Source organism: Streptomyces flavochromogenes (genome assembly GCF_000717595.1).
Classification (GTDB): domain Bacteria; phylum Actinomycetota; class Actinomycetes; order Streptomycetales; family Streptomycetaceae; genus Streptomyces; species Streptomyces flavochromogenes.
Genome location: NZ_JNZO01000049.1, coordinates 1 through 23694 on the forward strand (window position 1 = coordinate 1; position 23694 = coordinate 23694).

19 protein-coding genes and 1 pseudogene are annotated in these 23694 nt (G+C 72.3%); 9 read left to right on the forward strand and 11 right to left on the reverse strand.

Annotation, left to right across the window (positions count from 1 at the left end; genetic code table 11):
• A pseudogene (locus IF00_RS48245) lies at positions 1–106 on the forward strand (DUF4097 family beta strand repeat-containing protein); the annotation flags it as partial.
• 82 nt (positions 107–188) lie between these two features.
• Here the strand turns inward: IF00_RS48245 and IF00_RS0138210 are convergent.
• On the reverse strand, positions 189–2618 hold the full coding sequence (locus tag IF00_RS0138210; RefSeq protein WP_030326345.1) for an RICIN domain-containing protein: 2430 nt from the start codon (positions 2616–2618) through the stop codon (positions 189–191).
• A 157-nt stretch (positions 2619–2775) separates the two neighbouring features.
• On the reverse strand, positions 2776–4227 hold the full coding sequence (locus tag IF00_RS0138215; RefSeq protein ID WP_030326347.1) for an RICIN domain-containing protein: 1452 nt from the start codon (positions 4225–4227) through the stop codon (positions 2776–2778).
• 395 nt (positions 4228–4622) lie between these two features.
• Between IF00_RS0138215 and IF00_RS0138220 the strand changes: the two genes are divergently transcribed.
• Positions 4623–5618, forward strand: coding sequence for a LacI family DNA-binding transcriptional regulator (locus IF00_RS0138220; protein WP_030326349.1), 996 nt, complete (start codon positions 4623–4625; stop codon positions 5616–5618).
• A 381-nt stretch (positions 5619–5999) separates the two neighbouring features.
• Here the strand turns inward: IF00_RS0138220 and IF00_RS0138225 are convergent, their stop codons facing one another.
• Positions 6000–6983 carry a LacI family DNA-binding transcriptional regulator gene (locus tag IF00_RS0138225; protein ID WP_030326351.1) on the reverse strand — a complete coding sequence of 328 codons (984 nt, stop codon included), beginning with the start codon at positions 6981–6983 and terminating at the stop codon, positions 6000–6002.
• Positions 6984–7372: 389 nt separating this feature from the next.
• Between IF00_RS0138225 and IF00_RS0138235 the strand changes: the two genes are divergently transcribed.
• From IF00_RS0138235 to IF00_RS0138250, 4 genes are all read left to right on the forward strand, one after another.
• Positions 7373–8299 carry a carbohydrate ABC transporter permease gene (locus tag IF00_RS0138235; protein WP_030326357.1) on the forward strand — a complete coding sequence of 309 codons (927 nt, stop codon included), beginning with the start codon at positions 7373–7375 and terminating at the stop codon, positions 8297–8299.
• 4 nt (positions 8300–8303) lie between these two features.
• Entirely contained in the window at positions 8304–9311 is a 1008-nt protein-coding gene (locus IF00_RS0138240; RefSeq protein ID WP_030326358.1) for a carbohydrate ABC transporter permease, read from the forward strand.
• Positions 9312–9440: 129 nt separating this feature from the next.
• Positions 9441–10778: an ABC transporter substrate-binding protein gene (locus IF00_RS0138245; RefSeq protein ID WP_030326359.1), complete on the forward strand. Its 1338-nt coding sequence runs from the start codon at positions 9441–9443 to the stop codon at positions 10776–10778.
• 166 nt (positions 10779–10944) lie between these two features.
• Positions 10945–12225, forward strand: a complete 1281-nt coding sequence (locus IF00_RS0138250) for a radical SAM protein (protein ID WP_037640162.1) — start codon at positions 10945–10947, stop codon at positions 12223–12225.
• A 115-nt stretch (positions 12226–12340) separates the two neighbouring features.
• Here IF00_RS0138250 and IF00_RS0138255 read toward each other — a convergent pair whose 3' ends face one another.
• The 4 genes from IF00_RS0138255 to IF00_RS0138270 form a co-directional block, all read right to left on the reverse strand.
• On the reverse strand, positions 12341–13678 hold the full coding sequence (locus IF00_RS0138255; protein ID WP_078945024.1) for an MFS transporter: 1338 nt from the start codon (positions 13676–13678) through the stop codon (positions 12341–12343).
• 106 nt (positions 13679–13784) lie between these two features.
• Positions 13785–14150, reverse strand: a complete 366-nt coding sequence (locus IF00_RS0138260) for an ArsR/SmtB family transcription factor (RefSeq protein ID WP_030326370.1) — start codon at positions 14148–14150, stop codon at positions 13785–13787.
• Positions 14151–14309: 159 nt separating this feature from the next.
• The gene (locus tag IF00_RS0138265; RefSeq protein WP_037640160.1) at positions 14310–14516 is read right to left on the reverse strand and encodes a cold-shock protein; all 207 of its coding nucleotides are present in this window, start codon (positions 14514–14516) and stop codon (positions 14310–14312) included.
• Positions 14517–14824: 308 nt separating this feature from the next.
• Entirely contained in the window at positions 14825–15421 is a 597-nt protein-coding gene (locus IF00_RS0138270; RefSeq protein ID WP_030326375.1) for a TetR/AcrR family transcriptional regulator, read from the reverse strand.
• A gap of 209 nt (positions 15422–15630) precedes the next feature.
• On the opposite strand from IF00_RS0138270, the gene IF00_RS0138275 reads away from it, so the two are divergent.
• Positions 15631–17139: a right-handed parallel beta-helix repeat-containing protein gene (locus tag IF00_RS0138275; RefSeq protein WP_051820840.1), complete on the forward strand. Its 1509-nt coding sequence runs from the start codon at positions 15631–15633 to the stop codon at positions 17137–17139.
• 26 nt (positions 17140–17165) lie between these two features.
• Here IF00_RS0138275 and IF00_RS0138280 read toward each other — a convergent pair whose 3' ends face one another.
• Together IF00_RS0138280 and IF00_RS0138285 are read right to left on the reverse strand one after the other, a co-directional pair.
• A complete protein-coding gene (locus IF00_RS0138280) occupies positions 17166–18470 on the reverse strand; it encodes an amidohydrolase (RefSeq protein WP_078945025.1) in 1305 nt (434 codons plus the stop codon).
• Positions 18467–19759 carry an MFS transporter gene (locus tag IF00_RS0138285; RefSeq protein WP_051820841.1) on the reverse strand — a complete coding sequence of 431 codons (1293 nt, stop codon included), beginning with the start codon at positions 19757–19759 and terminating at the stop codon, positions 18467–18469. Before IF00_RS0138285 ends, IF00_RS0138280 begins: the two co-directional genes overlap by 4 nt.
• Before the next feature lie 63 nt (positions 19760–19822).
• On the opposite strand from IF00_RS0138285, the gene IF00_RS0138290 reads away from it, so the two are divergent.
• Entirely contained in the window at positions 19823–20914 is a 1092-nt protein-coding gene (locus IF00_RS0138290; RefSeq protein ID WP_245234744.1) for an Lrp/AsnC family transcriptional regulator, read from the forward strand.
• Between the two features lie 114 nt (positions 20915–21028).
• Here IF00_RS0138290 and IF00_RS43030 read toward each other — a convergent pair whose 3' ends face one another.
• On the reverse strand, positions 21029–22102 hold the full coding sequence (locus IF00_RS43030; RefSeq protein ID WP_342451070.1) for a LysR family transcriptional regulator: 1074 nt from the start codon (positions 22100–22102) through the stop codon (positions 21029–21031).
• A gap of 91 nt (positions 22103–22193) precedes the next feature.
• The gene (locus tag IF00_RS0138300) at positions 22194–22742 is read right to left on the reverse strand and encodes a carboxymuconolactone decarboxylase family protein (protein ID WP_030326387.1); all 549 of its coding nucleotides are present in this window, start codon (positions 22740–22742) and stop codon (positions 22194–22196) included.
• 144 nt (positions 22743–22886) lie between these two features.
• On the opposite strand from IF00_RS0138300, the gene IF00_RS0138305 reads away from it, so the two are divergent.
• Positions 22887–23465, forward strand: coding sequence for a TetR/AcrR family transcriptional regulator (locus tag IF00_RS0138305; RefSeq protein WP_030326389.1), 579 nt, complete (start codon positions 22887–22889; stop codon positions 23463–23465).
• Positions 23466–23694 lie beyond the last annotated feature (229 nt).

Here is a 23694-nt window from a genome sequence, read left to right on the forward strand (position 1 = left end):
CACCGCCTACGGCCGCGTCCACAACGCCCTCACGAACACCGGCACCACCGGACTGACCCTCCACGCCACCACCTCCTACGGCGACATCACCGCCCGCAGCCTCTGATGCGGACCGCCCGAGGGCGGCGCCCTCCGACCGGAAGTCGGAGGACGCCGCCCCTTCGGCGTTCGCGGCCGCGCCCCGTCCGTCAGCCGAACCGCAGCTGCTGGTTCGTGCCACCGGTACAGGTGGACTGGCGCAGGGCCGCCCCGTCGGCGTTCGAAGACCCGGCCACCTCCAGACACTGGGCGCTGTGGCGCGCCACGAGGGTGACGTGGCCGGTGGCGGCCTGCCGTACGGCCCACTCCTGGTTCCGGCCGCCGTTGCAGGTGTACTGGAACACCTGGGCACCGTCGGCGGTCGAAGCGCCGCTGACGTCAAGGCACTTGCCGCTGTGCCGCGCGACGACGCTCACGTATCCGGTCGCGGCGGGCCGGAGCGCCCACTGCTGGTTCGCTCCTCCGTTGCATCCGTACTGCACGACGGACGTGCCGTCGGCCGTCGAAGTGCCCACCACGTCAAGGCACTTGGAGCTGTGCCGGAACACCGACGTCCGCCATGCGTCGGGTGCGGCCGGGCGGAAGGTCCAGGACTGGTTGGCCCCGGTCGTCGGCCGGTAGACGCCCGCCTCGGCCCCGTCGTGCGTCGCCGCACCGAAGACGTCCAGGAGGAGGCCGGACGCGCTGTTGACGAGCGTGGCATGGCCGTCGCCCGTACTGGAACGCATCCACCGCTGTTCGGCACCGGTTCCGGGGGCCGCGAAGCCGAGGGTCCCGGCCGTCACAGCGAGCGCCTTGCCCGTCCTGGCGTTGGTCACGCGGTACGTGGCCGTGTTGCCCCAGTCCGTCGCCGAGAGCTTGGTGAACGTCCACTGCTGTGCGGTGTCCGCCGGGTTCGACGTGCGCTGCACCGGCATGTCCTGCCCCGCGACGGTGGTGACGGCGAGCGCCATCCCACTGTGGTCGTTGAGGATCTGCCGGGCCGCGCCGACGGGCGCGCTCGTGGCGGCGGTGTTCACTCCCGTGACGCCCGGGAGGACGAAGGTGGTGACGGAGCCGGCGCCGACGGTGGCCCTCAGCGACCTCCCCGCCGTGGTGAGGTCCGTACCGCGCTGGACGTCCCGGGTCGCGTCGGTGGTGTATCGCTCGACGGTCCCGCCGACGGTGCCGAAACCGTCGAGATCGAGGGTGAGTTCACGGTCCGTCCCGCCGCTGTTGGTGTGGACGAGGACGAGTCCCTGCCCTCCGGGCCGTACCGCCGCGAGGGTGTCGGGGTCGTCGGTGGCGAGGACACGGGCGCCGGGCCGGACGAACCGGCTGTACTGGGCCATCACCCCGTACTTCTTGTTCTTGCGGATCGGTTCGGTGGCCGCGTCGGCGGGGGTGAAGTCGGTCTGGATGAGGCCCCAGTTGGAGTTCTCCCGGCCCGGCGTCATGTTCTCGTAGTCCTCGACGGCCTGCCACAACACCCAGGCGCTGGGCTCCAGTTCCCTGATGTCGTCGTTGATCCGGCGGGCCAGGTCGAGCCCCGGGCTCATGTCGGTGAAGCTCTGCGGCACGCTGCCGCCGAGGTCCACCTCCGACATCCACAGCGGGGTGGCCTCGCCCTTGGCGATGTCGCGGACCCCGGTGCGCCCGCCCGTCCCGTACGTGTGGGTGTTGATCCGGCCCACCGAGTCGCGGACGGCGGGGGCGTACTGCTCCCAGTTCGCGCGGGCCGTCGACGGGTTCGTCTCGTCCATGGCCGCGATCGGGGTGGTGTCGCCCCGGGCGTCGAGGGCGGCGCGCAGCGTGCTGATCATCCGGGCCTGCGAGGCGGGGTCCCAGTGGGAGCCCTCCTGGCGGCCGCCGGCCCGCCAGTAGTCGGTGTTCGGCTCGTTGACCGGGGAGATCGAGTCGAAGGTGACGCCTGAGCCCTGTTCGGCCCGCCGGAGGGACCCGGCGAGGTAGGCGGCGAACCGCTCGTACTGGTCGGCACGGAGGTTGTCCTGCCGGGGGTCGGTCGCGCCGGAGACGAGACCGCTGCGGGTCATGAAGTACGGGGCGGAGTTGGAGAAGGCCTCGAAGGTGTCGGCGCCGCGGGCCTTGGCGGCGGAGAGCCACCAGCGCTGGTTGGCGTCGGCCGCGTCGTTCCAGTGAGCGGGGTTGTCCGGGTCCCACCAGTCGGGGGACTCGGCTCCCGGCCGGTTCCAGTAGCCGGGTACGGCGCCGCCGGGACGCATGTAGGGGAGGGTCTCGGGGCTGTCGCCGCCGCCGATGTTGTAGCGGGCGACGGTGAATCCGAGGCCGTCCGCGCCGTATAGGGCGTCCGCGAGGGCGTTGCGCCGCTCGTCGGGCCAGCCGCCGGTGACGTTCGCGAACCAGGCGAGGGCGGTTCCCCACCCTTCGAAGGCGGGCTGCTGGTAACCGGGGTCGGGCCGGACCGTCAGCGCGTCGGCCGCGGCGGCGACCGCCGTGGGCGCGGAGATCGCCGGGGCCGCGGCGACGGTGGGCAGGACGAGCGCGGCGGTGGCGACGAGGGCGCCGAGCCGGGTGTTCCGTCGGCGCCCGGAGGCGCTGCGGGCGGAGAGGGGCTGCACGTGGTCACTCCCTGAGGGGTGCGATGGCGTGGGTCGGACGTGCGGGGCCGGGCGTGCCCGGAGGGGCGGGCTCGGATGGAGCGGGCTCGGATGGAGCGGGCTCGGACAGGCGCGCCCGGACAGGCGAACCCGACGGGGGCATGTTCGGACGGCGGGATCAGACCGCCGCGCGGCTCCACCGCTGGTTGGTGCCGCTGTTGCAGGTCCACTGGACGAGCGCGGTGCCGTCGGCCGTGGACGTGTTGGTGACGTCGAGGCACCTTCCGCTGTGGACGGCGATCAGCTGGACGCCCGTGCTCGGACCGGTCACGCTCCATCGCTGCCCGGCCCTCCCGTCGCAGGCGTACTGCGCGACGGCGGCGCCGTCGGTGGTCGAACCACCGTTCACGGTGAGGCACTTGCCGCTGTGACGGGCGACGATCTGGACCTGGCCGCTGCCGACGCTCCGGAGCCAGAACTCCTGGTTGACGCTGTTGCCGCCGCAGCTCCACTGGATGACGGCGCCGCCGTCGGCGGTGGAGCGGTCGGCGACGTCGGCGCACTTTCCGCTGTGCGCGGCGGTGAGGGTCTCCCAGCTGCCGAGGCCCTCCACCGTGCCGGCCGCCGTGTCCACCGTGATCTGCGGGAAGTAGTCCATGGCCATGGTCGTCCTCGTGGGGAAGCGGAGCGGCAGCCAGACGTACTGGGAGTCGTTGACGTTGCCGCCCATGGAGTTGCCCCAGCGGTCGCCGAGGTAGAGGTACGAGGTGCCGGCGGCGCCCTGGACGGGCAGGACGTACGCGGTCTGGGAGCCGTACGCGGTCCCGTCGCCGATGTCCTGCAGACCGCTCCAGGTTCCGGTGACGCTGGTCGCGGTGCCGTACTTCTGCTGGTTGGGGGACCAGCCGGTGGCGCCGGAGGTGAGCAGGAAGTAGACGCCGTCGCGCTTGAAGAGGGCGGGGGCCTCCCGCCACTGTCCGGGCCAGAGCTTCTGGACCCGGGAGGCGATGCCGGTGTAGTCGGCGGTCAGCCGGTAGACGTGGAGGTCGGCGTTCTCGTTGGCGGCGGAGATCATGTAGCCCGCTCCGTCGGTGTCGACGAAGGTCGTGATGTCACGGGACATGTGGCCGAGCGGGCGGAAGCTGCCGAGCCAGGTGTAGTCGCCGTCGACGGTCGAGGAGACGGCGACCGCGGCGCGCGCCTCGCCGTAGTCCGTGGCGTTCTCCTTGTGCATCCACATCACGAACTGCCCGGTGGCCGCGTTGTACATGACCTTGGGGCGCTCGATGTTGGCCGACCGCAGTTCGGGGTCGGTGCTCTGGGTGAGGACGTGGTTCCGGAACTCCCAGGTCTTCAGGTCGGTGGAGCGGTAGGCGGAGACGTACCGGAAGGTGTTGTCCGCGTTCCGGTTCTCGCCGAACCAGTAGTAGTACGAGCCGGACTTGACGACTCCGCCGCCGTGGGCGTGCACGGGGTTGCCCGCCGCGTCGGTGAACCGGGTGGCGTTGGTGACGGTCGCCGTGGCTGCCTGGGCCGTACCGACCGGGCCGAGAAGGGAGCCGAGAAGGGAGAAGAGGACGGCACAGAGTGCGGTGAGCACCGTGAACGTCCCCGAGGGAGTGCGTCGCATGATCGCGTACCTCGTGGCTGTGGGGAGGGAGAAGGAGCCGGCGATGCGGGACGGCCGGACGCACCGGGGGTGCGGGGAGCCGACCGGGGGCGCGAACGCGCACGCCGAGGCCTGGACGACCGCCGTGTTGCGCGGAGGTGTCGCCCTTCGATGTTCGCGTAAACACGAGCGGTTCGGAGGAGAGTCTGGGAGGGGCGAATCGGACTGTCAAGGAATCGGACAACATCCAAGGGGGTTTGACCGCCCCTGATGTTTGCGTCAACATGCACGCAGTACGTGCAGTACGGCCGCCCGCGCGCGCGGGCGGCCTCCAGTCCCTCCGGAAGGTCCCGCGCGTGGTGACGGACAGGAAAACGAAGTCCCCGCGGTCACGGCCGGCCCGGCAGTGGCCCTCCATGGCGGACGTAGCCACGATGGCGGGCGTCTCCTCGCAGACCGTGTCACGCGTGGCCAACAACCGCGAGAACGTCGACGCGAGCACCCGCGAGAAGGTGCTCTCCGCCATGCAGACGCTCGGCTACCGCCCCAACACGGCGGCCCGCGCCCTGGTCACGGGCAGGTTCGGCGCCCTGGGAGTGGTCAGCTTCGACGTCGGCGCGCACGGCAACGCCCGCACCCTGGCCGCGATCGCCGACGCCGCCCGCGAGGCCGACTTCTCCGTCAACTTCATGGGCATCAGGGCCCAGACGGAGGCCGCCGTCCGGCGAGCGTTCCAGCATCTGATGCTGCAGTCCGTCGACGGCATCGTGCTCGTCGAGTCGCAGATGCTCGACACCCCGTCCCTCCACCTCCCACCGTCGATGCCGGTGGTCGTCGCCGACGGCGACACCGGCCACCGGTACCCCAACGTCGACTTCGACCAGGCCCACGGCGCGCACAGCGTCGTGAGCCACCTCCTCGGCCTCGGACACCGGACCGTGTGGCATCTTGCGGGCCCCCGCGACTCGTTCGCCGCGCGACGGCGCTCCGAGTCCTGGGAGCGCACGCTGGCCGCCGCGGGCGCGCCCGTGCCCCCGGTGCTGTACGGGGACTGGACGGCGGAGTCCGGCTACCGGGCCGGCCTCGGCATCGCTCGGCGCCGGGAGGTGACCGCCGTCTTCGCCGCCAACGACCAGATGGCGCTCGGAATGCTGCGGGCCCTGCGCGAGTCGGGGCGCGACGTGCCCGGGGACATCAGTGTGGCCGGCTTCGACGACATCGCCGAGGCCGCGTACCTCCATCCCCCGCTGACGACGGTGCACCAGGACTTCGAGGTGGTCGGCCGACACTGCGTCGCCCTGCTGCTCGACCAGATCGAGGGCCGTACGGACGGCCCCCGCCGCAGGGCGGTGGAGCCGGTCCTGGTGGTCCGCTCGAGTACGGCCCCGCCACCGCCGGGGGCTTCGGCCTGAGGCCCGCACTCCGCCGAGGACCGCGGCCCGACCTCCCTCGTACCCGCCCCGCCACCGCCGCGGAACTCGACCGCGGCTCCCCACACCCGCCGACGGCCGGCCCGCCCGCCCGAACCCGCCGGCCCGGCCTGGCCCGGCCTGTCCAGACCGGCCGGCCCGGCCCGGCCTGTCCGAACCCCCGGCGGCCGACCCGACCTCCCCGCACCCGTCGGCGGGCGGTCCGGCTCCCCCGTACCCACCACCGCCAGGGCCCTCGGCAGCACCTCCCCCGCACCCGCCGGACCGGCACGACCTCCTCGAACCCGCCGTCACCGGGGACCCGCCGTCACCGACGACCTCGGCCCGTCCTCCCCGCGCCCGCCACCGCCGGGGACTCCGGCGTCACCTCCCCGGCGCCCCCGTGCTCGCCCGCTCCATCAGGGTCGTCGGGACGAGTCGTACCCCCGTGACCGTCTCGCCGCGCAGTTCCCTCAGCACCGCGTCCACGCACAACTCCCCCACCTGCGTGAAGTCCTGGCGCACGGTCGTCAGCGGCGGGATGAAGGAGGCCGCCTCCGCGATGTCGTCGAAGCCGACGACGCTCACGTCCTCGGGCACCCGTCTGCCCCGCTCGTGGAAGGCTCTGAGCACGCCGAGGGCCATCTGGTCGTTGGCCACGAACACCGCGCCGCAGCCGGGCTCGTCGGCGAGCCGGAGCCCCGCCTCGTAACCGGACTCGGGCGTCCAGTCCCCGCGCAGGACGGGCGGCACCTTCCGTCCCTCCTCGCGCAGGGCCGCCTCCCAGGCCTCCGCGCGACGGCCGGCGGCGAAGGACTCCTCGGGGCCCGCGACGTGCCAGACCGTTTCGTGCCCGAGGTCGAGCAGGTGCCGCACCGCGGTGCGGGCGCCCTGCCGCTGGTCCGTGTCCACGACGGGGAAGCGGCCGGTGGCGTCGGAGTCCACGACGACCACCTTGACGTGCGGGGGAAGGGTGAGCGACGCGGTGTCGAGGAGGTGGACCTCCATGATGAGCACGACGGCGTCGACGGCAAGTTCGTCGAGCCGCGTGAAGGCGCCCCTGACGTTGTCCTGGGTGGGCGCGTCGAGCGGGATGAGGGTCACCGCGTATCCCGCCCGGGAGGCCGATCCGGCGATGGCCTCCAGGGTGCGGACGTTGCCGGTGCTGGAGAGGCCCATGGTGATGACGCCGATGGCCCGGAACTCCCCGCGCTTGAGGGCGCGGGCCGCGCTGTTGGGCCGGTAGCCCAGCTCCTTCATGGCGTCGAGAACCTTCGCGCGGGTGCTCTCGACGACGGCCGCGTCGCCGTTGGAGACGCGCGAGACCGTCTGCGAGGAGACCCCCGCGAGCTGGGCGACGTCCGCCATGGAGACCCGGCGCGGCCTGCCGCGCGCTCCTCGCGGGCCTTCGCCGCCGGCCGTCGCCGAGCCGCCTGCCGTGTTCTTCTCCGCCACCCGAATCCCTCTCATTCACCGCTGCTTCACGCTTGACGCCCCCCAGTGGGAGTGTCACCATCACGCTACCGATGATTACGTAAACATTTCTCGTCGGCCAGCCCACGCGGGGCCGATTCACGGCCGCCAGGCCCTCTCGCCTCGCCCACGCCACCGCTCACGCATCGCTCATGCCGCACGTCCTCTTCACCCCCGTCCTCACCCTCACCACCGTCTCCGCCCCCACCCCCCTCCACACTCTCCTGCCCCACTCCACTCCCCGTCTCCGGACCCGCTCGGTCACCGACGCAAGGAACCCCGCCATGACGCTCCTGTCGACGCGCGCTACGGCAGCACCACCGCCCCGCCCACGAGCCCGCTTCCGTCTCCGTAAGGAGGCCCTCGTGGGCTGGGGATTCGCCGGCCCGTTCGTCGCGGTCTTCGGCCTCGTCTTCCTCGCGCCGATCGGATACGCGCTCTACCTGAGCCTCTTCCAGGACCGGCTCATCGGCGGCACCTCCTTCGTCGGCCTCGACAACTACGGCAAGGCGCTCACCGACCCCCGCTTCTGGGAGGGGCTGACCCGGGTCGGCCTCTTCCTCCTCATCCAGGTGCCCGTCATGCTGGGCGTCGCCCTGCTCGTCGCCCTCGCGATCGACAGCGGCCGGCTGTACGGCAGGACCTTCTTCCGCGTCTCGATCTTCCTCCCCTATGCCGTGCCCGCGGTCGTCGCCAGCCTCATCTGGGGCTTCATGTACGGCACGCGGTTCGGACTCGTCGGGAACGTCAACGACGCGTTCGGCATCTCCCTGCCGGACCCGCTCTCCCCCTCCCTGGTCCTCGCCGCCATCGGCAACATCGTGACCTGGGAGTTCGTCGGCTACAACATGCTGATCTTCTACGCCGCGCTCAAGGTCGTACCCCGCTCGCTCTACGAGGCCGCGGCCATCGACGGCGCCGGAGAGTGGCGGGTCGTCACCTCGATCAAGCTGCCCGCGATCCGCAGCGCGCTCGTCATCGCCACCATCTTCTCGATCATCGGCAGCTTCCAGCTGTTCAACGAACCGAGCATCCTGCAGAAACTCGCCCCCAACGCGATCACCAGCGACTTCACCCCCAACCTCTACACCTACTCGCTGTCCTTCTCGGGTCAGCAGCACAACTACGCGGCGACCGTGGCGATCGTGATGGGTGTCCTCACCGCGATCATCGCCTACGCGGTCCAGCTGCGTGGCATGCGGAAGGGCTGAGCCGATGACCACCTCCCTCACCAGCGCGGCCTCCGGATCCGGTACGCCGACCGCCCCGCGGACACCCGGCGCCGCCCCGGAAGCCCGTACCCGTACGGACGCCCGCGCGGACGGCGGTACGCGAACCCGTACCGCGAAACGCCGGAAGCGTCCCCCGCACACCCCGCTCAACCCCCGCCCCAGCGTGCCGCTGACCCTCGTGACCGGCCTGGTCCTCGTCTACACCCTGCTGCCGCTCGCCTGGCTCGTCATCAACGCCACCAAGGACCAGAACGGACTGCTCGACTCCTTCGGGCTCTGGTTCGCCGAGGACAGCCACTTCTGGGACAACATCGGCCGGACCCTCTCGTACGACGACGGCGTCTTCGTCCGCTGGCTGCTCAACACCCTGCTGTACGTCGTCGCCGGCGCGGGCGGCGCCACCGTCCTCGCCGTCCTCGGCGGGTACGCGCTCGCCACGTACGACTTCCCGGGCCGCCGGGCGGTGTTCGCGGTGGTCCTCGGGGCGGTGGCCGTGCCCGGCACCGCGCTGGCCGTCCCCACCTTCCTGATGTTCAGCAACATGGGCCTCACGAACACCCCGTGGGCCGTGATCATCCCGTCCCTGATCTCGCCCTTCGGCCTCTATCTCATGTGGGTCTTCGCCGCCGAGTCCGTCCCCACCGAACTCCTGGAGGCCGCGCGCATCGACGGCTCCGGCGAACTGCGCACCTTCTTCACGATCGCGCTGCCGCTGCTGATGCCGGGGACCGTCACGGTGCTCCTGTTCTCGATGGTCGCGACGTGGAACAACTACTTCCTGCCGCTGATCATGATCAAGGACCCCGACTGGTACCCGCTGACCCTCGGCCTCAACGCCTGGAACGCCCAGGCCCAGACGGCGGGCGGCGAGGCCGTGTTCGACCTCATCATCACCGGATCCCTGCTGACGATCGTGCCGATCGTGGCCGTCTTCCTGCTGCTCCAGCGGTACTGGCAGTCCGGCCTGGCCGCGGGCAGCGTCAAGGAATAGCGCCTCCGCGCCCCCGCCCCGCCACGGCGCCCCCTCCCCGCCTCCCTCTCGCTCGCCTCTCCCCCGTTCACCTCTCCCCCGCTCTCCGTTCCCTCCTCTCCGCCGTACCCTCGACCAGGAGCACAGCCCATGAGAACGCACATCACCCGCAGACTCCTCGGCGCCCTCGCCGTCGTCTCCACGCTCGCGCTGACCGCCACGGCCTGCGGCTCCGACGCCTCGGACGGCGGTGGCGACAGCGGACCGAAGGACGTCGCGGCCGCACTGGAGAAGGGCGGCAAGGTGACCGTGTGGGCCTGGGAGCCCACGCTCAAGAAGGTGGCGGAGGACTTCGAGAAGAAGTACCCCAAGGTCGACGTCGAGCTGGTCAACGCGGGCACCGGCGACAAGCAGTACACCGCCCTGCAGAACGCCATGGCGGCGGGCTCCGGCGCCCCCGACGTGGCGCAGGTCGAGTACTACGCCCTCGGCCAGTTCACGATAGGCAAGTCCGTCGAGGACCTCGCCTCGTACGGCGCCCAGAAGTACGGCACGACCTTCACCTCCGGCCCGTGGAACGCCGTCACCGAGGACAAGGCCGTCTACGCCCTGCCCATGGACTCGGGCCCCATGGCGTTCTTCTACAACAAGAAGGTCTTCGACAAGCACGGCATCAAGGTGCCGACGACCTGGGACGAGTACGTGGAGGCGGCCCGCGCCCTCCACAAGGCCGACCCCAAGATCTTCATCACCAACGACACCGGTGACGCCGGCGCCACCACCAGCCTCATCTGGCAGGCCGGCGGCCGTCCGTACCGGACCGACGGCACGGACGTCACGATCGACTTCGGCGACGAGGGCACCAGGAAGTACACCGCGACCTGGCAGAAGCTCCTCGACGAGAAGCTGGTCGCGCCGATCAGCTCGTGGAGCGACGCCTGGTACAAGGGCCTGGCCGACGGATCCCTCGCCACCCTCTCCATCGGCGCCTGGATGCCGGCCAACCTGACGTCCGGGGTCGCCTCCGCTTCCGGCGACTGGCGGGTCGCGCCGCTGCCGCAGTGGACGAAGGGCGACAAGACCAGCGCGGAGAACGGCGGCAGCTCGCTCGCCGTGCCGAAGGCCGCCAAGAACAAGGAACTCGCCTACGCCTTCACGGAGTTCGCCACCACGGGTGCCGGAGCCAGTGCCCGGGTCACCGCCGGCGCCTTCCCCGCGACCCGCGCGGACCTGGAGTCGAAGGCGTTCCTCGACACCGCCTTCCCGTACTTCGGCGGCCAGCAGGCCAACCGGATCTTCGCCGAGTCCGCCCGTAACGTCGGCGAGGACTGGTCCTACCTGCCGTACCAGGTGTACGCGAACTCGATCTTCAACGACACCGTGGGCAAGGCGTACGTCTCCCCCACCACGCTCACCGACGGCCTGAAGCAGTGGCAGGAGGCCGGCGTGACGTACGGCAACGACCAGGGCTTCACGGTCAACAAGTAGCCGGAGGCGCGCAGCCGCATTCCCCGGCCGCCGGGCGGGTCCCGGTCGACGAGACCGACGCACGCGCGCGTAGCGTGAGGTGCGTCGGCTCCGTCGTCGTCTCTCACCTGGAGATCCGCCTGTGTCCAGCGCCGCCCCGACCCGTACCGCCGTCGTCGAATCCCTCATGGACCGCTTCCCCGGAGTCCCTCCGGAGGCCGTGTTCAAGGAGGACCTGCTGCGCGGCGGGCTCGCCTTCGACCCGTCCGCGCTGTCCGGGAACGAGGGGGGTGAGGTGAAGCCGAAGTCGTACTTCATCTTCTCCTTCGACCACCGCACACTGCCGGAGCTCGGGGAGGCGGCGCTGAACCGCCCGCCGGAGGAGATCGTGCTCACGGGCGGGCCGTACGGGCTCCGCCGCACGGTGGTGTCGGTACGGGTCAACCCCTCGTCCCCCTACCGGGTGGCACCGGACGGCGACGGGGCGCTCGCGCTGTTCCTCGACGGCGTCAGGATCGCCGACGTCGGTCTGCCGCCGATGCCCGAGTACTACCGGCACCCGCTGGCGAACGGCAAGTCCGTGATGGAGGTCGCGCCGACCATCCAGTGGGGCTACCTGATCTATCTGACGGTCTTCCGGGTCTGCCAGTACTTCGGCGCCAAGGAGGAGTGCCAGTACTGCGACATCAACCACAACTGGCGCCAGCACAAGGCGGCGGGCCGCCCGTACACCGGGGTGAAGCCGGTCGACGAGGTCCTGGAGGCGCTGGAGATCATCGACCGCCACGACACGGCCCGTACGTCTACCGCTTACACCCTCACGGGCGGGGCGGTCACGTCCCAGGTCGGCGGGAAGGACGAGGCCGACTTCTACGGGCAGTACGCGCGGGCGATCGAGGAGCGGTTCCCCGGCCGCTGGATCGGCAAGGTCGTCGCGCAGGCGCTGCCGAAGGAGGACGTGCAGCGGTTCCACGACTACGGCATCCGGATCTATCACCCGAACTACGAGGTGTGGGACCGCCGGCTGTTCGAGCTGTACTGCCCCGGCAAGGAGCGCTACATCGGCCGGGACGAGTGGCACCGCCGGATCCTGGACTCCGCCGAGATCTTCGGGCCGCGCAACGTCATCCCGAACTTCGTCGCGGGCGTCGAGATGGCCCGGCCCTCCGGTTTCCTGACGGTGGACGAGGCGATCGCCTCCACCCGGGAGGGCCTGCGGTTCTTCATGTCGCAGGGGATCACGCCCCGGTTCACCACCTGGTGCCCGGAGCCGACGACCCCGCTGGGCCGGGAGAACCCGGACGGGGCTCCCCTGGAGTACCACCTGCGGCTCCTTGAGGCGTACACCGCGACGCTGGAGGAGTACGGCCTGACGGCGCCCCCCGGGTACGGGCCGGCCGGTCCGGGGCGCGCGGTGTTCTCGGTGAGCTCGTTCATGGACGCGCTGCCGCCGGCGCCGGGCGAGTAGCCGGGCGCGGGAACGCGAGGGAGCCGGTACCCCCTCGGGGGTACCGGCTCCCTCGCGAAGGCGGGGGCGGGCTCGGCCGCGTCAGGCGGCGACCTCGCCGGCCTGCCGTCCCGCATCACCGGGTCGGCGAGGAGGCGGGGGCTTCCGGGGCGGGCACTTGTGCGGCGGAGGCCGCTGCGGCGGCGGGCGTCCGCCGGCCCGTGGCCGGGTCCGCGGGCGGCCACAGCCTCGCCGCGCCCACGGCCCCCGCCAGCGCCACGGCGGTGAGCACGGCCGCCGAGGCGGCCGGGCCGGTCGTCACGGCGAGCCAGCCGGCGAGCGGGTAGGTGAGCAGCCAGCAGGCGTGCGAGAGGGAGAACCGGGCCGCGAAGGCGGCGGGCAGGTCGCCGCTCCGTACGGAGCCGCGCACCACCCGGCCGCCCGGGGTGAGCACCGCCGAGCCCGCGGCGCCCGTGACCAGCCAGACCAGGAGCAGGGCGGGCCAGGACCAGGCTCCGGGCGTGGCCGTGAGGCCGAGGGCGAGCAGCCCCAGGGCCGCGGGCAGGACGAAGGCGGCCCGCACCATGACCGCGCGGTCGTCGCCCCGTTCCAGGACGCGCGGCAGCAGCAGGGCCACCGCCATGGAGCCCGCGCCGTACGCGCCGAGGGCGAGGGGTACGTCCCCGGTGGGGCGGCCGAGGGTGTCGCGGACGAGGATCACGGTGTCGACGAGGACGACGGCCCCGGCGGCCGCGACGGCCAGGTCGAGGGCGAGGAGGGCGCGCAGACGCGGGGCGGCGAGGACGAGCCGGATCCCGGAGACCGCCCTGGCGTACGCACGGGGGCGCGGGGCCGCGCCACCGGCGGGTCTCGGCTCCGGGCCGGGGTCGGGGGCGGGGTCCACGTCGGGCAGGGCCGTCGTGCGGACCAGGAGGGCGGAGGCGACGAATCCCGCGGCGGTGCCGGCGAACAGCCAGGCGTACGGGACGACCGTCAGCAGCGCGGCGGCGAGCGCCGGGCTGGCCAGGCTCTCCAGGTCATAGGCGAGCCGGGCGAGCGACAGGGCGCCGGTGTAGTCGCGTTCGTCGGGCAGCACCTGCGGGATCGTCGCCTGGAAGGCCGGTGTGAAGGCGGCCGAGGCGGCCTGGAGCAGCAGGATCAGGACGTACACCTGCCAGACACGGGTGACGAACGGCAGGGCGAGCACGACCGCCGCGCGCGCGAGGTCCATGGAGACGAGCAGCGCCCGTCGGGGGACGCGGTCGGCGAGGGCGCCGACGAGCGGGGCGAGGAGGACGTACGCGGCCATCTTGATCGCGAGGGCGGTGCCGAGGACGGCGGCGGCGGCGTTGGCGCCCGCCAGGTCGTACGCGAGGAGGCTCAGGGCCACGGTCGCCAGGCCGGTGCCGGTGAGGGCGACGACCTGCGCGCCGAACAGGCGGCGATAGGTGGGGTTGCGCAGCACGGACAGCATGAGGACGCCCCCGGTCGGCCACGGCGGACAGCGGACGTCACCAACGTAGCGGACATGTGCATACTTGCGCACACGTTGAGCGCCAGGGGGGGTCGGAGTGTGGCTCTCAGTCGTGCCAGGGCTCGCCGCTCACCTCGTGATCGGCGCGGCTGATCGCCTCGACGACGAGACGCTTCAGATGCCCGTCCGGCATGGCGTACACGACCCTGCGTCCGTCTTTGCGGGACTGGACGAGTCCGGCCAGGCGCAGCTTGGCCAGGTGCTGGCTGACGGCGGGGCGCGCGGCCCCGCAGGCCTCCGTCAGGGCGGTCACATCGGCCTCGCCGCGGGTGAGCAGCCAGACCAGGTGCAGCCGGGTGGGGTCGGAGAGCAGGCCGAACACCTCGGCCGCCGCCGAGAGTTCGAGCGCTCCCGGCGTCCGCTCGTGCGGCCGGGACGCGGCCGCGGCCGCGGGATCAACGCGCTCAGACATGGGCCCATCGTAGGCAGGCGGACGGGCGGCCCCAGTCGCCCGGGGCCGGGACCGTACGCCTGCCCGAGCCCGGGAGCGGATGCGGGAGGGCCGCCGCCCGCCCCGGGCCCGTGCCTCCATCCGGGGCGTCGCCGGTGGAGCGACCCGCACGCGGCCACCTCAGACGCGCAGTTCCCTCGCCTCGAAGCGGCCGTCACCGAGGACCAGCACGAAGGAGACCTGCTGCCCCTCGGAGAGGGTGCACCCCTCCCCCTCGATGTCCTCGGCGCTGAAGTACACCTGCTCCTCGGACCCCACGGGAACGACGAACCCGTACCCGCCGGCACGGTTGAAGGACTGCACGAACCCTTTGCTTCTGCCTTCCACGGCGACCTCCTCGTCGTCGTCACGGATGGCGCGGCGGAGGGGCGAGGACCCCGGTCGACCGCAACCGCGTCTCAGGGGACTTGTACCCCGTGCGGCCGCTCTCCGCCCGTCGGCAGGGCGCCCTCGCTCCCCTGCCGGACCTTCTGGCGGCCTCGATTCCGGGGCCGGGTCCGTACGCGCTCTCGGCCGTGGGGGAGATCGGCGCGGGTGGTGCAGACCACTCCCCCACGTCTCGTAGAATATTCAACAGAGGCCCGGTGCCGGAGATCCCCCGTGTCCGACACCGGGCCTCTTCCTGCCGACTTCCGTCAGGCCCTGCCGCCCGGGTACGCGATCCTCCCCGTGATCGCGGCGATGCGCCGCGCCGACTCCTCCGGGGACGCCACCGGCTGGACGATGTGGCTGACGGTGAGCCGCACGATCGTCTCGACCGCGAGTCCGCGGGACCCCTCGTCCACATCGGGCCAGGCCTCGAACGCGTACGCGTCGAGCATCGTCATCGCCGTACCGAAGACGGGTCCGGGCGGGGCGTGAGATAGGCGAGGAGGTCGTCCTCGCCCGCCGCGGTCCGCGAGCAGGACGCCCTTGACGAGGGGGTTGTCCACGGCCTGCTGGAGCGTGCAGCCGACCCCTGCGGCGCCCGCGGCCTCCAGTTCACCCCGGTGGGCGTCGAGTTCGCCCTGGATGCCGAGCAGGAAGCCCTCCAGCTCGCGCTGGACCAGGGCCTTGCCGATGGCCTCCTTCGAGCCGAACTCGTTGGAGAGGGCCTGGCGGCTGATGCCGGCGGCGCGCGCGATGGAGGTCGTGCGCGGCACACCCCAGCCGTCGGCGGCGACGAGGCGATGGGCGGCGTCGAGCACCTGCTCGCGCAGCAGGGACCGAACGCTCTCCCGAAAACGTGTCACCGTGCCCCCACCTCAGCGATCGGGCACGGCCCGGAACCGCCCCTCGGGCCCCGCCTCCTCGCCGGATACCGGTCGATCGCCCCGATCTTGAAGTCGACCAATCAACCGCGGGTTGATCGATATTCGATCATTCGACACCTTTGCATTGACTCGCTCATCGGCCACACCTAGCTTCTGGCGTCACCAGACCTCGAGAAAGGTGTCGCGTCATGACCATGGAGGCATTCCCGGGGCGGCGTGCGACGGTCGGTGGGCTCATCGCCGTCGCGCTCGCCCTCGCCGGCAGCGTCGCCCTCCCCACCGCGCCCGCCTCGGCCGCCGGGAGCACCACCTACGTGGACTGCTCGCGTCCGGACGCCGGCGACGGCAGCCAGGCCGCGCCGTTCAACAGCGTCGCCCAGGCCAACGGGAGGACGTACGCGGCCGGGGACACCCTCGCCTTCGCGTCCGGCACCACCTGCACCGGGTCCCTCGCCCCCAAGGGCAGTGGCACCGCCACCGCCCCCATCACGCTGACGAGGTACGGCACCGGCGCGCTGCCCGTGATCGACGGCGGCGGCGCTCCGGACGCCGTCTCCCTCACCGATCAGGACCACTGGCGGATCAGCGACCTGAAGCTGACCAACCCCGCCGCCTCCCTCGCCCGCCGTACCGGACTGCGGATCTCCGCGACCGACGGACGGGCCCACCGCGGCTTCGACGTCGGTCACCTGGTCGTCGACCGGGTCGCCGGCCAGACGAGCAAGAACAGCCCGACCACCGAGGACTTCGTCCAGTCCGCCGGCATCGTCACGGGGGCGAGCGGCACCGCCTCGACCCTCCACGACGTCCACGTCCACCACAACGAGATCACCAACACCGGCGGGGGCGGCCTCAAGATCAGGGTCGGCGCCATGGCGGTCAAGGGCTCCGGGGTCCTGATCGAGCACAACGTCGTCAAGGACGTCGGGGGCGACGGCATCATCGCCAGCTACGCCGACGCGCCCATGATCCAGTACAACAACGCCTCCGGCGTCGGCAACGGCGTCTACCCCTTCTCCGGCGGCAACTTCGCCGGTATCTGGGTGCTCGGCGACCACAACCCGACCATCCAGAAGAACGCCGTGTACGGCATCACCAGGATGTCCGTGGCCGACAGCCAGGCCTTCGACTGCGACTGGGGCAACACCGGCACCTGTCTGATCCAGTACAACTTCAGCCGCGACAACATCGGCGGTTTCTTCCTCGACTGCGACGGGTGCGGCACCATCGGCGGCGCCCAGCAGGTCATCCGCTACAACATCTCCGAGAACGACTGCCGGATGAGCAGCGTCAGCGCGGGCCGGTCCGCGCTGCGCATGTACAACAACGTCCTCTACTGCACGGACCGGAAGTTCAGCATCACGCTCCCCGACGAGAGCGTCGTCGAGAACAACATCTGGGTGGGCACCACCGACTCCCGGCTGCCGACGGCCGCGGGGATCTCCTGGCTCTGGAACGTCTTCCAGGGCGTGCCGAGGCCGACCGCGAACGGCATCGTGGGCGACCCGCACTTCGTGAACCCGGGCACGGGCGGCGAGTCGCTCGGCTCCGCCGACGGGTACAGGCTCCGCGCCACGTCGCCGGCGCTGAACAACGGCTCCGTGATCAGCGGCAGCGGGGGCCGCGACTACTGGGGCAACCCGGTCTCCGCGACCACCAAGCCGCACCGCGGCGCCTACAACGGCCCCGGGTTGTAGCCCACTCGCACCCCCGGCGACCGGTGTCAGGCGCCGGGGGTGCTCGTCCTCGTCAGCCACGGAGCGGCGGCCGCGAGCAGGGCGGTCACGCCGAGCGGGATCGTCGGCCCGGGGACGGGGGCGAAGTGCGGCGAGTGGTTGGCGGGGACGGTGTCGGGGAGACCGTCCTCCAGGAGCGAGCCGGGGTCGATGCCCGCGTAGAGGGCGGGGTCGGCGCCGCCGAAGTGCCAGAAGACGGAGGGGACGCCGAGCGCCGTGCCGAAGGTGCCGAAGTCCTCGCTTCCGGTGATGATCTGAGTGAGCGTGAAGACCCTTTCCGCTCCCAGGACTTCGGTCAGGGATTCCTGCACGACGGCGGTCGCCGCCGCGTCGTTGACGGTGACCGGGAAGGAGTTGAGCGGGCTGAACTCGGGCTCCTCGGGGGCGCCCGAGGCAACGGCCTCGGCCCGCACGATGCGCGTGACGGCGGCGAGGATCCGGTCCCGTACGGCCGGGGTCGTCGAGCGGACGTTGATCCACAGTTCGGCGGTGTCCGGGATGATGTTCTCCTTCGTCCCGGCGTGCAGCGAGCCGACGGTGACGACACCCGTCTGGGCGGGCCCGATCTCCCGGGAGACCACCGTCTGCAGCCGCATCACGACCGCCGCCGCGAGCACCACGGGGTCGACGGCCGTCTCCGGGGACGAGCCGTGGCCGCCCCGGCCGAAGAGGGTCACCCGGAAGTTGTCGGACGCCGCCATCACCGGTCCCGGCCGGGTCCCGAAGAAGCCGACCGGTGCGGGGGCCACGTGCTGGCCGAGGCAGACCTCGGCCTGCGGGAAGCGGTCGAGGAAGCCGTCCTCGATCATCGCGGGCGCGCCGCCGATCTCCTCGGCGGGCTGGAAGACGGCGACGACGGTGCCGTGCCAGGCCTCCCGGTGGGCGGCGAGCTGGGCGGTGGCGCCGAGCAGACAGGTGACGTGCATGTCGTGCCCGCAGGCGTGCATGACCGGCACCTCGTTGCCGTCGGGGTCGGTGCCGGTGGCGGTGGACGCGTACGGGAGTCCGGTCTCCTCCCTGACGGGGAGGGCGTCCATGTCGGCGCGGAGCAGGACGACGGGGCCGGGGCCGTTGGCGAGGACGCCGACGACTCCGGTGCGTCCGACGCCCTCGGTGACCTCCCAGCCCTGGGCCCGCAGCTGCCCGGCGACGACACCGGCGGTGCGGAACTCCTGGAACGACAGCTCGGGGTGGGCGTGCAGGTCCTCGTAGAGGGCGAGCAGTGCGGGCAGCCGCGCGTCGAGCCCGGAGAGGAGCGGGGCGACGGGCGGGGCGACGGTCTCGACGGTCATGCGGAGTCCTTTGCGGTGCGGAGGGAGGTGTACGCCGGCGGTTCGTCGGCGGCGGCGCGGAAGGCGGCCGCGTCCTGTGGGGTGAGGCAGGCCATGACGGCGGCGATCAGCGCGCCGAGGACGAGGAAGCCGAAGGCGACCTGGAAGGAGAAGGCGTCGGCGAGGGCGCCCATGACGGGCGGGGCGACCATTCCGGCGACCTGACCGCCGAAGATGACGACGGCGCTGCCCACGCCCACGTACGCCGGGGAGAGACCGGCGAGGGGGACGGCGAAGATCGGCATGTACGCGAGGGAGGCGGCGAAGACGGCGACGGTGCCGAAGAGGACGAAGCCGAGGACGGACGGCGCGTTCGCCATGAGGAGGAGGGCGACGGCCGCGACGGCCATGCCGGGGACGATGATCCTGCGGTGGTGGCCGCCGAGCCGGTCGGCGAGCCGTCCGCCGAGGAAGGTGGCGAGCGCGGCGCCGAGCGCGGGGACGGCGATGAGGGCTCCGGCGGAGGTGAGGGAGACGCCGTGTTCCTCGCTGAGATACGACGGGACCCAGGTGTTGAGGCCCCAGACGATGGTGTTGTAGCCGAACATCATGAGGGCGAAGCGCCACAGGACACCCTTGCGCAGGACCGCGCGGAGGGCGGGACGGGCGGTCTCCCCGACGGTGTCCTCGGCGCTCTCCGTGCGGGGCAGCGGGGCCGGGAGCCAGAGGCGTACGGCGACGAGGGCGAGGACGCCGAGTGCGGCGGTCGACCAGAAGGCCGAGCGCCAGCCGAAGACGGCGACGAGCGGGGCGACGGCCAGCGGGGTGATGACGGCGGCGAGCGCGTTGGAGCTCATGACCGTGCCGTTGGCGCTCATGCGTTCCTCGGGCCGGGTGCGCTCGACCAGGACCTTCATGGCGGCCGGCGGGAAGATCCCCTCGGCCGCGCCGAAGGCGAAGCGCAGGGCGAGCAGCACGGCGAAGGACCAGGCGAAGCCGGTGAGGGCGGTGAAGACCGACCAGGTCAGCAGCGCCCAGAGGGTCACCCGCCGGCCGCCGAAACGGTCGGCGAGCAGGCCGCCGGGGATCTGGCAGAGGGCGTAGGCGAGGAAGAAGGCCGAGACGACGAGACCCTGCCGGGTGCGGTCGAGGTCGAACTCGGCGCCGAGGGAGGGCAGGACGAGGTTGATCACGAGCCGGTCCGCGTAGTCGACCAGCCAGGCCGCGAAGAGCAGGACGACCGTGACACGGACGGTTCCGCGGTGCGCGGACGGCGCCGCCGGGGACGCGGGAAGGGGCGGAGCAGGCACGGTACTCCTCTCACCGGTGGCCGAATCTGGTGGTCGGCCGGAAGTGCCCCTACGATCCGGTCCGTGAGCGAGATCCCTTCCGAATCGCCGGAAAGCATCAGAGGAGGCCTCTCCGGGCCGGATTCCGGTACGGCGAGTGCCGTCGCCGGCTTCTCCGAGCTGGATCTGGCACTGATCGACGCGCTGCAGGCGGCCCCCAGGGCCCCGTGGACCCGGATCGGCCAGGCGCTCGGCGTGAACGCGACGACGGCCGCCCGCCGCTTCGAACGGCTCCGCGCCGAGGGGCTCGCCTGGGTCACCGCGTACGACGCGGCGAAGACGGCCACGGTCGCCTATGTGGAGGTGCGGTGCCGGCCGCGCGCCTTCGACCGGGTGAGCGCGGCGGTGACGGCGCTGCCCTGGGTGTTCAGCGTCGACGAGACGGCCGGGGACTTCGACCTGTTCCTCTCCGTCGCCGCCCCGGACCTGCCGTCCCTGGGGCGCGCGGTGCACCGGGGAATCGGCGGACTGCGCGGGGTCCGCTCGACCCGGACCCGGCTGGGCATCACGCTGTACGGAGAAGGGCGCGACTGGCGGATGCGGGCGATGAACCCCGCCGAACGCGCCGGCCTCGGCGGGGCGCCGACCGTCCGGCCACGCACCTACAGCACCCATCTCCACGAGCGGCCGTCGCCGCAGGACCAGGCGCTGCTCACCGCGCTCGGCGCCGACGGGCGGCTCGGGTACGGGGAGTTGGGCGCGCTCACCGGCATGAGCGAGCACACGGCGCGGCGCCGGCTCCAGCGGATGATCCGCGAAGGGGACATCACCCTGCGCTGCGACCTGGCGCACCCGATGGCGGGGCTCTCCACGATGGTGGTCTACCGGACGTCGGTGCCGCACGCCCTCCTGGAGCAGACGGGGAACGCCCTCGCCCGGCTGGAGCAGGTGCGGATGTGCGTGTCGGTGAGCGGCCCGTACAACCTGCTCGTCCTCGTCTGGCTGCACGGTCTGGGTGCGGTGGACCCCTTCGAGGCGCTGCTCGCGGAGCGTTTCCCGGCCCTGGAGGTACGGGACCGGACGGTGGCCCTGCACTCCCCGAAGCGGATGAGCTGGCTCCTCGACGAGCACGGGCGGGCCACGGGCAGGGTCCCGCTGGGGCTGCCCGGGCACTGAGGAGCCGGGGCAGGGAGGTGCCACGGCGCGCCGTCGCTCCCGTTTGGACCCGGTCGGGGGTGGGGCCGGGGGGAGACGGCGGTGCGCCGTGGCACCGGTCTGTGAGGTGGGGCGTTACGAGGCGATGCTCGGGTCCGGGTCGAGGGCCGGGGCCGGGTCGCCGAGCACGTCGACCGGGCTCGCCGGGCCGGGCTCGCCGGGGAGGACCGCGCAGGAGAGGGCGGTCGCCTGGCGGAGGGTCTCCGTCAGGTTCTGCCAGTCGAGGGCGGGCCGGGTGTCGGGGCGGCCGAGGACGAGGGAGGCGTTCCAGCGCATCCGGGGCACGCCGGGGAGCGGGCGCAGCCCCCCGGCCTCCTGGTGGGAGGCGGCGAGGGCCATGGGGAGCATGGCGCAGCCGAGGCCGGACTGGGCGGCGGCGCGGACGCCCGCCATGGAGCCGAGTTCGTGTATCTCGGGCGGGCTGTCGCAGCGCAGTCGGAGGAATTCGGGGAGCCAGCGCTGGGAGGGACAGTCCGGGTCGGCGATGACGACCTGTCGGCCGAGGTTGCCGCGTCGGTGGCCGACGCTGGTGACGGGGATGAACTCGACTTCCTGGAGGCGCACTTCGGTCAGTTCGTCGGAGCGTTCGGTGTGCAGCTGGTCGGCGAGCTGGACGGCCGGGTCCTCGGCGTCGACGACGGTGAGGACGAGGGCGCCGTCGATCGCGCCGGCCCGGAAGGCGTCGTGGACCTCGGCGGTTCCCATGACCCGCAGGGCGAGTTGGACGCCGGAGAGGAGCCGCCGCCCGATGTGGGTGACGCGGGCGAGCTGCTGTCCGTACGCGAGGGCGGGGACGATGCCCACGGTCAGCCGTGGCGGGTTGGCCGCGGGCCTGCGCAGGGCGGTCTCCATCTCACCGACGAGGGTGAGGATCTGGCGGGCGTAGTCGCACAGGACGGTACCGGCGTGGGTGAGCCGGACGCCGCTGGGGAGCCGTTCGAAGACGGGCTCGCCGACCTGCCTCTCCAGGGCACGCATCTGTGCCGTGACGCTGGACTGCGAGTACCCGAGGCGTCGCGCCGCCTGGGTGAACGACCCGGTCAAGGTCACCTCCCGGAAGGTCCGAAGGGTTCTTGCGTCGATGTCCACGTGAAATTCCCCCCTGCCGCGCAGGCGGCAGTTCCTCGCACCAGGTGGTTGGTCGTCCACCCGCTTCGATCGCCCCAGTCGGTTGTCACACAAGCCGCAGGGGTGCCGGACGCCCCTTCGCGCCCGGCACCCCTGCTCGGCCGCGAAGACTCTACTCGGCGAGCTGGGCCGGGACCAACGGAAAGTCCAAGTCCGGCTGCGCAACGTGATTGAAGAAGTTCGACAGCACGTTGAGCGCGACGTGGCCGACGATCTCCGCGATCTCGGCGTCGGTCACGCCGGCGGCGCGGGCGTCGACGAGGGACGCGTCGGTGACGCGGCCGCCGGTGGCCATGACGGCGCCGGCGAAGCGCAGCACCTGGTCCATGTGCGGGTCGCCGGAGTCGGTGCCGTGGCGGGTGTCGAGCAGCTCCTGCTCGCTCAGGCCGACCTTGCCGCCGCGCAGGGTGTGCGCGGAGACGCAGTACGTGCAGTCGTTGTGCTGCGCGATGAAGAGCGCGAGCTGCTCGCGCTGCCGGGCGCTGAAGCTGCCGCCGACGAGGGCCTCGCGCATGGCGAGGTAACCGCGGAGGGCGGCGGGGCCGTTGGCCAGGGCGGCGTACAGGTTGGGCAGCTTGCCGAGCTGCTTGAGGGTGCCTTCGAGCAGCTCGCGCTGCTCCTCGTCGGCGGTCTCTACGGTCAGTTGGGGCAGGCGGGGCATGGAGCTCTCCTTGAGCCGGACCAAGACGGAACTGATCGGTACCATCGAGACGGTACCGATCGGTTCCGTCTGGCGCAACGGGAGGCAACCACTCCCCTTTTGCTTGCAGGATCACCTATACGGCACCGAGTGGTACCGTCTGGTATGGCCACGAACGCGAAAGAACGGCTCCTCAGCGCGGCGGAGCGTCTGTTCTACGAAGAGGGGATCCGGGCCGTCGGCATCGAGCGGATCCTGTCCGAGTCCGGAGTGGGCCGCGCCTCCTTCTACCGCCATTTCCCCAGCAAGGACGATGTCGTCGTCGAGGTGCTGCGGCGCCGGGACGGCATGTGGCGCGCCTGGCTGGACGGACGGATCGCGGTGAGCGAGCGCTCCCCCGAGGAACTGCCGCTGGCACTCTTCGACGGCCTCGCGGAACGCTTCGCCGCGGCCTCCTTCCGCGGCTGCGCCTTCATCAACACGATGGTCGAGACAGCCGATCCGGACAGCCCGGCCCACCATGTGGCGGCCGAGCACAAGGAGAAGGTCATCGCGGTCCTGGACCGCCTGCTCGCCGAGGGCGGCTACCGCGACCACGAGGCCCTGGCCCGCCAGCTGGCCCTGCTCGGCGACGGAGCGATCGTGACGGCCCTCCGCGAGGGCACGCCGGAGGCGGCGGTACGGGCCAGGGGCGTCGCGGAGATCCTGCTCCGGACGGCGGAGAGGGAGACGGCGCGGGTGTAGGGCGCGGCCGGGACCGGCGACGGGGCCCGGCCACGGCCGGTGGAGGGCCGGCCTGCCGCTCGGGCGGGCGTCGGGCAAGGCCTGCCACTCAGGCGGGCGTCGCCTGGCCCTGCCGCTCGGGCGGGCGTCGCCTGGCCCTGCCGCTCGGGCGGGCATCGAGCCCGGCCTGCCGCTCGGGGCCGAAGGAAGGCGCCCCGCCCGCCCCCGGCCCGGCTTCCCGGCTCCCGGC

Excerpts from the sequence above, each read along its gene's own strand:
- IF00_RS0138260 (WP_030326370.1), bottom strand. The coding sequence starts at position 14,150 with ATGTCTGAGCGCGTTGATCCCGCGGCCGCGGCCGCGTCCCGGCCGCAC.
- IF00_RS0138300 (WP_030326387.1), bottom strand. The coding sequence starts at position 22,742 with ATGCCCCGCCTGCCCCAACTGACCGTAGAGACCGCCGACGAGGAGCAG.
- IF00_RS0138280 (WP_078945025.1), bottom strand. The coding sequence starts at position 18,470 with ATGACCGTCGAGACCGTCGCCCCGCCCGTCGCCCCGCTCCTCTCCGGG.
- IF00_RS0138305 (WP_030326389.1), top strand. The coding sequence starts at position 22,887 with ATGGCCACGAACGCGAAAGAACGGCTCCTCAGCGCGGCGGAGCGTCTG.
- IF00_RS0138220 (WP_030326349.1), top strand. The coding sequence starts at position 4,623 with ATGGCGGACGTAGCCACGATGGCGGGCGTCTCCTCGCAGACCGTGTCA.
- IF00_RS0138225 (WP_030326351.1), bottom strand. The coding sequence starts at position 6,983 with ATGGCGGACGTCGCCCAGCTCGCGGGGGTCTCCTCGCAGACGGTCTCG.
- IF00_RS0138250 (WP_037640162.1), top strand. The coding sequence starts at position 10,945 with ATGGACCGCTTCCCCGGAGTCCCTCCGGAGGCCGTGTTCAAGGAGGAC.
- IF00_RS0138245 (WP_030326359.1), top strand. The coding sequence starts at position 9,441 with ATGAGAACGCACATCACCCGCAGACTCCTCGGCGCCCTCGCCGTCGTC.
- IF00_RS0138215 (WP_030326347.1), bottom strand. The coding sequence starts at position 4,227 with ATGCGACGCACTCCCTCGGGGACGTTCACGGTGCTCACCGCACTCTGT.
- IF00_RS0138275 (WP_051820840.1), top strand. The coding sequence starts at position 15,631 with ATGACCATGGAGGCATTCCCGGGGCGGCGTGCGACGGTCGGTGGGCTC.
- IF00_RS0138240 (WP_030326358.1), top strand. The coding sequence starts at position 8,304 with ATGACCACCTCCCTCACCAGCGCGGCCTCCGGATCCGGTACGCCGACC.
- IF00_RS0138235 (WP_030326357.1), top strand. The coding sequence starts at position 7,373 with ATGACGCTCCTGTCGACGCGCGCTACGGCAGCACCACCGCCCCGCCCA.
- IF00_RS0138255 (WP_078945024.1), bottom strand. The coding sequence starts at position 13,678 with ATGCTGTCCGTGCTGCGCAACCCCACCTATCGCCGCCTGTTCGGCGCG.